The organism is Bradyrhizobium sp. LTSP885 (assembly GCF_000938305.1).
Lineage (GTDB): Bacteria > Pseudomonadota > Alphaproteobacteria > Rhizobiales > Xanthobacteraceae > Bradyrhizobium.
This window is the reverse complement of record NZ_JYMT01000017.1, coordinates 152370-162588: the sequence shown is the minus strand read 5'-3', so window position 1 is coordinate 162588 and position 10219 is coordinate 152370. Positions and strand designations below refer to the sequence as shown.

The 10219-nt window shown below is 63.3% G+C and carries 8 protein-coding genes; 4 read left to right on the top strand and 4 right to left on the bottom strand.

All coding sequences use genetic code 11. The annotated features are described in order from the left end of the window. Positions 1-866: 866 nt before the first annotated feature. Complete coding sequence (gene urtA / locus UP09_RS11250) at positions 867-2144, bottom strand: urea ABC transporter substrate-binding protein (RefSeq protein WP_044538246.1); 1278 nt, start codon at positions 2142-2144, stop codon at positions 867-869. Positions 2145-2584: 440 nt separating this feature from the next. Here urtA and pdxR point away from each other — a divergent pair, with 440 nt between their 5' ends. Continuing rightward, the gene (pdxR, locus tag UP09_RS36310; protein ID WP_052833061.1) at positions 2585-5200 is read left to right on the top strand and encodes a MocR-like pyridoxine biosynthesis transcription factor PdxR; all 2616 of its coding nucleotides are present in this window, start codon (positions 2585-2587) and stop codon (positions 5198-5200) included. Positions 5201-5222: 22 nt separating this feature from the next. On the opposite strand, the gene crcB is transcribed toward pdxR, so the two are convergent. Together crcB and UP09_RS11235 are read right to left on the bottom strand one after the other, a co-directional pair. Then, on the bottom strand, positions 5223-5609 hold the full coding sequence (crcB, locus tag UP09_RS11240) for a fluoride efflux transporter CrcB (protein ID WP_044538223.1): 387 nt from the start codon (positions 5607-5609) through the stop codon (positions 5223-5225). Between the two features lie 186 nt (positions 5610-5795). After that, positions 5796-6395: a superoxide dismutase gene (locus tag UP09_RS11235; protein WP_044538222.1), complete on the bottom strand. Its 600-nt coding sequence runs from the start codon at positions 6393-6395 to the stop codon at positions 5796-5798. 108 nt (positions 6396-6503) lie between these two features. Between UP09_RS11235 and UP09_RS11230 the strand changes: the two genes are divergently transcribed. Then, positions 6504-7085 carry a hypothetical protein gene (locus tag UP09_RS11230; protein WP_156164552.1) on the top strand — a complete coding sequence of 194 codons (582 nt, stop codon included), beginning with the start codon at positions 6504-6506 and terminating at the stop codon, positions 7083-7085. 10 nt (positions 7086-7095) lie between these two features. Here UP09_RS11230 and UP09_RS11225 read toward each other — a convergent pair whose 3' ends face one another. Beyond that, positions 7096-8805, bottom strand: a complete 1710-nt coding sequence (locus UP09_RS11225) for a caspase family protein (protein WP_052833060.1) — start codon at positions 8803-8805, stop codon at positions 7096-7098. A 147-nt stretch (positions 8806-8952) separates the two neighbouring features. Here UP09_RS11225 and UP09_RS11220 point away from each other — a divergent pair, with 147 nt between their 5' ends. Then, positions 8953-9495 (top strand): GNAT family N-acetyltransferase, encoded by a 543-nt coding sequence (locus UP09_RS11220; protein WP_044538218.1) that lies wholly within the window; start codon positions 8953-8955, stop codon positions 9493-9495. Positions 9496-9599: 104 nt separating this feature from the next. Then, on the top strand, positions 9600-10043 hold the full coding sequence (locus tag UP09_RS11215) for a DUF2147 domain-containing protein (RefSeq protein ID WP_044538216.1): 444 nt from the start codon (positions 9600-9602) through the stop codon (positions 10041-10043). Positions 10044-10219: the final 176 nt, after the last annotated feature.

The window sequence follows — 10219 nt, the reverse complement described above, 5'->3', positions numbered from 1 at the left end:
ATCTGCGCGAGCCTCCCAGACGTAAACGCCGCTATCAGGCCATGATCAAACTATCTTAGCGCCTATGGGCGAAAGCCGGGACCCATACTCCGCGGCGGATGTTGTGGGTGGGACTCGTCGTTCCGGCGGCATGCAACAATTTAGATTGGTGGTTATGGGTCCCGGCCTGCGCCGGGACGACACTGAATTTGTGGCGCGGCCTGAGAGTCACACTTCAGTATTCTCGCGACACGATTTGTCCGAGCTTTGCGTGTCGTTCCGCCCTCTCTCGAAACAGAGGGCGCAGGGAAAGCCGGGTGCACGCTGCACCCGCGGTCCCGTGTGCAAGAGTAGAAAGAGAACCGCACACGAGCATACAGGTCCAGCGGAGGCACTCCGGCTTTCCCTGCGCGATGGGTTACGGCTTATACGTGCTCTCCCCGGTGAGCGCTTTGTTGCCACCGTTGTCTCTGGGAAGCGTCAGCTTCTCAAAAACTTTCCGCCTGCATTGCAGCGTCAGGACCACACGATTTCACCGTCCGCCTCATGCGCACTCGTCAGTTGCGCAATCGGCGTCCACCGCATCCCACCGCGCGTTCGTGACGTGCGCTCGCCCCTCAATCGGGTGGGACGGGCATATCTATACACTGAGTTGCGCTTCGGATAAAGCGAAATATTTTTACACGGAGGGCTTGCCATGTCGGGCAACTCAGTGATTGGCGCGTGAGGGACATACCGGCGGATGGATTCCCTCTCCCCCTGCGCCCGCAAGGGGAGCGGGAGCCGGGATAGCGTGCTCACCTCACCTCTCGTGCTTTCCTGATAATCGTGAACCCCGGCGACTGATCGGTCGCCGGGGCTCGGACCGCGGGGCTCTGCGTCAGGGATCAGTTCGCAGCGAACCGCGGCGTCGAACAGCCGCCGCACACCCAGGGCCACGACCAGTCAGCGACCTTGCCCTTGTTGGCTTCCACATAAGGGCTCCAGGCTTTTGGCGGCAGCGCCTTGCTCTGGTAGACGATGCTGAACTGGCCATCGGCCTGGATCTCACCGATCATCACCGGCTTGGCCATGTGGTGGTTCGCCCCCATCACCACTTCGAAGCCGGACGGCGACTTCACCTTCTGGCCGATCATGGCCTGACGCACCGCATCGACATTGGTGCTGCCGGCCTGCTGCACCGCCTGCACCCACATGTGGAACAGGATGTAGGCCGATTCCATCGGGTCGTTGGTGACGCGCTTGGGGTTCTTGGTGTAGGCGCGCCATTTGGCGATGAACGCCTTGTTCTCCGGCGTGTTGACCGACTGGAAATAGCTCCAGGCCGCAAGGTGCCCGACCAGCGGCTTGGTGTCGACGCCGGCCAGCTCTTCCTCGCCCACGGAGAAGGCGATGACCGGAATGTCGGTCGCCTTGATGCCCTGGTTGCCGAGCTCCTTGTAGAAGGGAATGTTGGCATCGCCGTTAACGGTCGAAACCACCGCCGTCTTCTTGCCCGTCGTGCCGAACTTCTTGATCGCGGCAACTTCGGTCTGCCAGTCGGAGAAGCCGAACGGCGTATAGTTCTCCATGATGTCTTCATCCTTGACGCCCTTACTGTTGAGGAAGGCGTGGATGATCTTGTTGCTGGTGCGCGGATAGACATAGTCGGTGCCTTCGAGCACGAACCGCTTCACCTCGCCGCCCTCCTTCGACATCAGGTACTGCACGGCGGGGATCGCCTTGTTGTCAGGCACGGAGCTGCCGTAGAAGATGTTGTAGGAGGCTTCCTCGCCCTCATATTCGAGCGGATAGAACAGCAGGCCGTTCAACTCCTCGAACACCGGCAGCACCGATTTGCGCGACACCGAGGTCCAGCAGCCGAACACAGCCGCCACCTTGTCCTTGGTGATCAGCTCGCGCGCCTTCTCCGCAAACAGCGGCCAGTTGGAGGCCGGATCGACCACCACGGGCTCGATCTTCTTGCCGAGCAGCCCGCCATGCGCGTTGATGTCGGCGACCTCCATCAACATCATATCCTTCAGGATCGTCTCGCTGATGGCCATGGTGCCCGACAGCGAATGCAGGATGCCGATCTTGATGGTGCCTTCTTCGGCCTGCGCCGGCGCACCAAGGGCTATCAGAAGTGGGACCGCACAAATCCTGAGGTAGCGCGCAATGGACATTGCATGAATCTCCTGTTCGAGGACACGGTCGATTCCGGCGAGCTGCCACATGCAGTCGCACATCGATCGTCTGCCCCAAGGCTCGCACGTAGGCGGCCCGGCCCTGAGAGCCGCGCCCTGAAATTGCCGTAGCGCCATTTCCGGCGAGGTCCAGACGCCGGGACTGAACAGAAACTGGACACGGGAACAGCGAACGGCCGATTCCGCGGCAGGGATTTGCGTACCCTTCAGGCATGGTTGGGAAACACACTGCGGGATGGGTCCAGATTTTCCGGTCGGTAGAGGTCCAGTTGCAGGCTGGACCCATCCAGCCGGGCGCCCCACGGCGAAATTCGGATAGGATCGGTCAAATCGACTGAAACTGGACCCACCGGAGGTGTGGCCTTCGCCTTGCATTGGATGCCACAGGCCAACCTCTGCCAACCATCGCGGCGACTTCGATGCAGCTTCTCATCCTGCTGGACCGGACCAGACGTGAGTCCCTCACCGACCAGGTCGTCGAGCAGATCCGTCAGGCGATCGCCAGGGGCCGCATCGCGCGCGGCGCGCGGCTGCCTTCGTCGCGCAATCTCGCCGACCAGCTCGGGATATCCCGCAACACCGTGGTCCGCGCCTATGAAACCCTGATCCTCGAGGGCCACGTCGAGGCGCGGCCCGCCTCCGGAATTTTCGTGGCCGGGCAGACCCAGATGCCTGCAGACCTCGGCGCACCACCAGGTCCTGCGCCCGAACGGCCGTCGGCGGCACCGGCCTCGCCGACCGTCGATCTCGATCTGAAGCGCCTCGCAGTGCGACGCGAGCGCCGGATGGCGGTCGACTTTGCGCTCGATCAGACCAGCCCGGCGGTGTTTCCGCTCAAGACCTGGCGCCGGCTCGTGCAGAACCATCTGTCGCATGGCGCGACATCGCAATTCGCGATCGCGAGCGATCCTGCCGGCTCGGCGGAATTGCGCGCCGCAATCGCCCACCACCATGGCGCCGCGCGTGGCCTCGCGGTGGACGCGGCACAGATCATCATCACCAGCGGCCGCACCGAGAGCCTGAACCTGATCGCGCGGATGTTTCTGTCCTACGACGCCCGCGTGGTGATGGAGGACCCCTGCTATCTTGGCGCCTATCTGTCGTTCAGATCGACGGGCGCACGCATTATCGCCTGTCCGGTCGACGAGAACGGACTGATGACCGAGCTGCTGCCCGAACGTGGCTGCGCGATGGTCCACGTCACGCCCGCGCATCAGTATCCCACCGGCGCGCTGACGTCCGCACAGCGCCGCCTGTCGCTGGTGGCATGGGCGCGGCGCAACGGAAGCCTGATCGTCGAGGATGGTTTCGGCGACGAGTTTCACGATGAAGGCACCCAGCTTCAGCCGCTCTCGCTGCTGTCGCCAGACAGCACGCTCCATCTCGGCGACTTCGCCTCATCGCTCGGAAGCGGCCTGCGGCTCGGCTATCTCATCGTGCCGCAACGCTATGCCGAGACGGCGCGGCTGACCAAGGCGATGCTGAACGGAGGTCCGTCCTGGCTCGAGCAGTCGGTGCTGGCGGAGTTTCTGTCTGATGGCAAGTACGCGTCCCATTTGCTACGGGTTCGCGCGCACTATCGTGCGGCCCGCAACACACTGGTCTCCGCGCTGAAGCACTCCTTCGGTGACGTGACGCTCGGCGGCGGCAATGCGGGGCTGCAATTGTTCTGGCAATTGCCGCCGGGCGTGCCGCAGGCGCGGATCTTCGAGCATCAGGCACGGCGCGGGCGAATCGGGGTCTACAGCCTGGAGGCCGCGCCGGTTCACGTGCACGAGAGCAGCACCATGGCGACGCGCTGCATCCTGCTCGGCTTCGGCGCGCTCAGCGAACGCCAGATCGAGAAGGGCATCGCCAAACTGTCCGATATCGTCGACGACGCGCTCGACGATCATGTGACCGAGATCGACCAGCTTCTCGTCGACCTGCCGCCCGACCGGCCGCCGATCCCAACCGCACGAATCCGCGGCATGGCGGCCTCAGCAAAAAAACATCAACCGGCCCTAACGGCGCGGCGCGAGAGCAGACCAGACTACACCGCCATCGCGGGATTCGAACTCGGGTCTGTTATGCCGCTGCTGAAGAACATCTACCACTATCCGATCAAGGGACTGAGCGGCCAACCGCTCACCAGTGTCACCCTGACCAGGGGCAAGCCGTTCCCGCACGACCGCCAGTTCGCGCTTGCGCATCCCGGCGTTCCGCTCCAGGCCGACAATCCGCGCTGGGCCAAAAAGGGCCTGTTCGTGATGCTGATGCTCGAAGAGGCCCTGGCCAAGGTGAAGACCCATCTCGACCCCGAGACGCTGCAGTTCGACATCCGATCGGGCAACCAGACCATCCTCTCGATCAATCTGCACGACGATGGCGCCAGAGCCGCGATCGAGGACTATTTCCACCAGTTGGTGCCGTCGCTGCCGGCGCCGCCCACCCTGGTCCGCTCGAACGACGGCCACTTCATGGACAAGCCGGACAACGTGATCTCGCTGATCAACCTGGCGACCCTGCGCAGTCTCGAACAGCAGTGGGGCACCGAGATCGATCCACTACGCTTCCGCGCCAATCTCTATGTCGATACGGAGCGCGCCTGGGAGGAGTTCGACTGGGTCGACCAGCAGATCCGGCTCGGCGATGTCGTCTTCCGTGTCGATCGCCGTAACGGCCGCTGCGGCGCCACCAATGTCAACCCGGCCTCCGGCGTGCGCGACATGGACATTCCGGGCTCGCTGCGCGCGAGCTTCGGCCACAAGGATCTCGGCGTCTATCTGACGGTCGAGACGGGCGGAACGATCGCGGTCGACAACCGCCTGACGCGGCCTTTCGCCGCGGCGGCGACGCCTGGTCTCGCCGCGAAGCTGAACGGCGTCGCCGGCCGGCGCTTCATCTGCCGCGGCTGCTACTACATCTATTCCGAGGACGCCGGACTCCCGGCCGACGGCATCGCACCCGGCACCCCCTGCCAGCAATTGCCGGAGAGCTGGCGTTGCCCGGATTGCGGCACCGACAAGGGCAAGCTTCGTCCCTATGTGAGCTGATCAACAGTAGCCGGCTAGGGCGTTACGTCAGATGCCTGACAATCGCGAGTCCTGCGAACAGGCCGGCGATCGACAGGGTCACCGAGCCTAACACGTAGAAGGCTGCGAGCGCGAGTTCACCGCGCTCGTAAAGCAGTGCGCTATCCAGCGAGAAGGCGGAGAAGGTGGTGTAGCCGCCGAGGATCCCCGTCATCAGGAACAGCCGCCAGGGCTGCGAGGCCTCGCCCTTGAAGGCGAGATAACCCGCGATCAGGCCCATCACGGTCGAGCCTGTGATGTTGATGATGAAGGTGCCCCAGGGAAATGCGGTGCCGATGCAGCGGGCGCAAGTGAGGTTGATCAGATGGCGCAGCGATGCGCCGAGCCCGCCGCCGAAGAAGACGAGAAGAAAGCTTGTTGCCTGTCCCATACGGGTTTTGTGCCGCAAGACCGCAGCTCTCGCAAGGACCACAAATGAAAAGGGCGGCAGCCGAAGCTGTCGCCCTTCCAAATCTCACCGTCGTTATTCCGGGGCAGCCCGCAGGGCTGAACCCGGAATCTCGAGATTCCGGGTCTGGTGCTTCGCACCATCCCGGAATGACATTTGTATCCGCGATCAGCCGGCCTTGCCGAACAGCTCGTCGACATAGTCCCAGTTGACCAGGTTGTCGACGAACGCCTTCAAATAATCCGGACGGCGGTTGCGATAGTCGATGTAGTAGGAGTGCTCCCAGACGTCGACGCCGAGGATCGGGGTCGCGCCATGGACCAGCGGGTTCTCGCCATTCGGCGTCTTGGCGATCTCGAGCTTGCCGCCCTTGACCTGCAGCCAGGCCCAGCCGGAACCGAACTGGCCGACGCCGGCGGCGGCGAAATCGGTCTTGAACTTCTCGAAGCCGCCGAGATCCTCGTTGATCTTCTTTTCCAAACGGCCAGGCAGCTTGCTGCCGCCGCCATTCGGCTTCATCCACTTCCAGAAATGGAGGTGATTGTAGTGCTGGCCGGCATTGTTGAAGACCGGGGCGTTCTTGCCGAACGAGGTCTTGACGATCTCCTCGAGGGACTTGCCTTCGTATTCGGTCCCCTTGATCGCGTTGTTGCCGTTGGTGACGTAAGCCTGATGATGCTTGTCGTGGTGAAATTCCAGCGTTTCCTTGGACATGTAGGGCGCAAGGGCGTCATGGGCGTAGGGCAGATCGGGAAGCGTGAAGGTCATGGGGGAATGTCCAACAGTGGTGGGAGACTACACTTAACGAGACCCCTTATAGAAGGTTCCATCGCGGAGAGACACCGCATTTTCCGACCGGCCGCATGCGACAGGGCGTTGATTGCAAAACGTCGTCGCATGGCATTAAATCCCAAATATTTGCTCGGAATGAAACGATTAGGAACGAAGTCCATGACAATCAGAAATTTCGTCTTTGCCGCCGCCCTTGCGCTCTGCACAGCATCGATCTCAGGCGGGCAGGCGACCGCCGCGGGGGCCTCGTTGCGCGCGAAGTTCAGCTTCGACGGGATCGCGACATGCCAGAATCCGCCGGTGCAGAATTTCCCGATCCACGGTGAAGGGACAGGCGTGCTGTCCGCCGACCGTAGCGCGACACTTGATATGACCAGCACCGTCGAAGGACGGGTCCAGTACACCGCGAAACTGGGAGGCGCACCGATGGCGGCACCCGAAGGATCGGCTTCGCTTCGGGTCGCCGGCCGGCATACCCTGCGCGCGACCCGAGAGTATCCCAACAATCTGATCATTATCAATCTGACCGTCGTCGGCAGCCGCTGCAGCATGACGATCGACCAGCGGCTCAAGCCGGGAAAGCGGCAATACACCTTCTATAACGGCTCGGGCCTGTCCTATTGCTCCAGGCCCACCATCACGCGCACGTCGTGCGAGGGCTATTGAGAGCGATCGTTTACTCGCAGAACGAAGAACCATTGTAGACGAAGCATTTGCCGCCGCGCCGTCCCGATACCGGCGCGCGGCGCTCCCGCTGGGCACGAATTTCGGGACGCTTCTGGCAGCTGCCGCCCGCCCTCAGCACGTAGCCGTCGTCGCAGGTGATCTTGATGCACCGGTCGCCGCTGGGGTGAGAGCCGCGCTCGCATTCCAGTGGACAGACGCGATCGGATTTGGCGCGCACGGCATCCAGCGCGTCGATGCTGGCGAGCCGGGTGTCGAACTTCGTCCCGGCCTTGTCATTGAATGATGACAGCGCCCGCTGGGCGGTTGCATCCCACGCGCCGCCGACCTCGCCGCTCTTGCAACCGACTCGTTTGAGCTCGGCCTGCAGCAGCCGCGGCAGATCCGCCGGCGACGGGCGGTCGGCCTTTTCCGCCGGTGGAATCGCCGCGACCGCCGCATCGGCCGGCTTTGCCGGCGCCGGCTGATCGTCCTTCGACGGGGCCGCAAGCGCGACCTGGGACGTATCAGACCTTTGCGGAATATCCGCAGCCGGCTTCTGACGCTCGGCCGCCTCCTGCTTCTTCCTGTCTGCGTCGCGGCGAGCCTGGTCGGCCGCAGCGACCTTGGCCTCCTCGGCCAGCTTCTGCCTCTCGGCAGCCAGGCGGCCCTCTTCCGCAACGCGGGCCTTTTCGGCCGCCTTGGCCTGCTCGGCCGCCTTGGCACCTTCGGCTGCAAGCCTTGCCTTCTCGTCCACTGCCGCCCGCGCCTGCTCGGTTGCCGCGATCCTGGTCGCCTCGGCCGCGAGCTTGTTGCGCTGAGCCCTGGCCAGATCGGCATAGAAGCCAGACGGATGAGTGGCAACGAAGGAATCCCACGCCTCCCTGGTGCCGACGCGTTCGGCGAGTTCGTAATCCCGCCGGATTTCGGCACTGGGGTCGACCGGCGGCGCTGCCAGCGCCGGGACCAGCGACACGTCGTTGCCGCCGAGAGAGTTCGTCGTGTACGGCTCCTGCTGATTGCCGGTCGCATTCAGGACATCGTCGCGGACGAATCCGAACGCCTTGCGAATATCGAGACCGGGCCGCGTCAGATATTTGATCAGTGCCGCCGAGAACGGACTGTTTGTTCCGTCGCCGTCGGACGCCGTCGAACCTTCCTTGGCCGCGAATGCGATGAACGTATTCGGTTTGCTGGCCTCGATCCCAACCAGACCGCGCGCGACTCCGCGCGATGCGATGGCCCGCTTCATCTTCTTGGCAAACGGATTGTCACGGCAGGCATCGAGGATGACGAGGCGCAACTTCGTGGCGGGCTCGGCGGCAAGCAAGATGCGATTCAGCGAAACCGCCTCGTCGTCGACGTCGATATCCCGCTCGAGGGCGGCATCCACGGGCACGAGATAATTGGTGCCATCGACCTCGAGGCCATGACCGGCGAAATAGATCACTGCGATATCGGCGCCACGCGCCTTGTCGGTGAAGTCACGCAGGGCGCGGCGCATCTCCAGATATTTCAGGTCACGGCGCGATTCGACGACTTCAAAGGCAGCCTTGCGAAACATCTCGGTGACCGCCGCTGCGTCATTCGACGGATTTGGCAGCGCTGCGACGCTCTGATAGTTCGAGTTGCCGATCACGAGCGCGACGCGCTTGTCGGCAAATGCCGGTGCGCTGGCGCATATGGCCAGCACGGCAACGATCATGGCCCGCACCCAGCGCATCGCTAATCCTGCATTTTCGCTCTTTGAATCATATCATTTGACGATATGACAGCAAGCAGCGCCGCGGGTTTGTGATCCCGATCACTAAATTCCGCGGATTTCCGACCGAAGGCGGTCAACCCCGCCAAGCTGCATGGGACCATCGTCATGGGCATCGAAATCGACATCCTCAACGGCGATGCGTCGTGGCAGCGGGCCGAGCCCTTGCACCGCGCGGTGTGGGGCCGCCATGTCACGGCACCGCCTTCCAAAAGGTTGCCCTGGGCGGATATCGAGTGGGCCAATGCGGATTTGCGCGTGCTGATCGACGCGCCCGACGACAGCGGGCTTGCCTGCCATGTCGGTATCACCTTCCGGACCGTGACCTGGAATCGCCACAAGGTGCATATCGGCGGCATCGGCGGGGTCGCGACCCGCGAAGACTGCCGGCGGCGCGGCTATGCGAGCCTTGCGATCGATGCCGCCGTGCACACTATCCGCGCCAATGAAGCAGTGAAATTCGCGCTGCTGGTCTGTGAGCCGCATAATTTCGCCTTCTACCAGGCGCGCGGCTGGCATCCTTTCACCGGCGAGGTTTACTGCGCGCAGCCCTCGGGCCAAATCCGCTTCGAGGCGATGGCGCCGTTCGTCTACGACATCGTCCGCGCCCCGCGCGACGGCAAGATCGACCTGTGCGGCCTGCCGTGGTGATCATGCACCGGCAGGGGTGGCCATCATGCTTCGGTGATCGCGCAAATATTACATTGCAGAAATCTTCCGACTTGTTATGCAGGCCCGCCTTTGGGGAATGAATCATGGCCTGCAGATTTGGACATGTTGCCGCAATCATTGTGGCGATGCTCGCCGCGCCTGCCGCGTATGCGCAAAGCGCGCCTGAGCCGGTCGGCGTCTGGCAGACCCAGGCCGGCGATGCCCGGGTCAAGGTCAGCAAATGCGGCGGCGGCATCTGCGGCGTGGTCGTGAGCCTGCGCGACCCGATCGATCCGATGACCGGCAAGCCGCAGGTGGACAACAAGAATCCCAACCCGTCGCTGGCCAACCGGCCGATCATCGGGATGCCGCTGTTTTCCGGCATGCGCCCATCCGCCGAGGGCAAATGGTCCGGCCAGATCTACAATGCCGACGACGGCGGCACCTATGCCAGCAGCATCACGGTAACGGGCGACAGCACGCTGCGGGTCGAAGGCTGCGTCGGCGCGCTGTGCGGCGGCGAGACCTGGACCCGGGTGGGACGGTAGGATCTTCTCCCTCGCCCCGCTCTTGCGGGGTCGAGACGAGCGAAGCTCGCTCTTAGAGGGTTGGGGTGAGGGGCTCTATCCGCGAGCGAGCCGATCGTTGAGACCTGTACCCCCTCACCCGCATTCAAGCTGCGCTTGAATGCGACCTCTCCCCGCGAGCGGGGCGAGGTAAGAAA

Excerpts from the sequence above, each read along its gene's own strand:
- urtA (WP_044538246.1), bottom strand. The coding sequence starts at position 2,144 with ATGTCCATTGCGCGCTACCTCAGGATTTGTGCGGTCCCACTTCTGATA.
- UP09_RS11215 (WP_044538216.1), top strand. The coding sequence starts at position 9,600 with ATGGCCTGCAGATTTGGACATGTTGCCGCAATCATTGTGGCGATGCTC.
- crcB (WP_044538223.1), bottom strand. The coding sequence starts at position 5,609 with ATGGGACAGGCAACAAGCTTTCTTCTCGTCTTCTTCGGCGGCGGGCTC.
- UP09_RS11225 (WP_052833060.1), bottom strand. The coding sequence starts at position 8,805 with ATGCGCTGGGTGCGGGCCATGATCGTTGCCGTGCTGGCCATATGCGCC.
- UP09_RS11235 (WP_044538222.1), bottom strand. The coding sequence starts at position 6,395 with ATGACCTTCACGCTTCCCGATCTGCCCTACGCCCATGACGCCCTTGCG.
- pdxR (WP_052833061.1), top strand. The coding sequence starts at position 2,585 with ATGCAGCTTCTCATCCTGCTGGACCGGACCAGACGTGAGTCCCTCACC.
- UP09_RS11220 (WP_044538218.1), top strand. The coding sequence starts at position 8,953 with ATGGGCATCGAAATCGACATCCTCAACGGCGATGCGTCGTGGCAGCGG.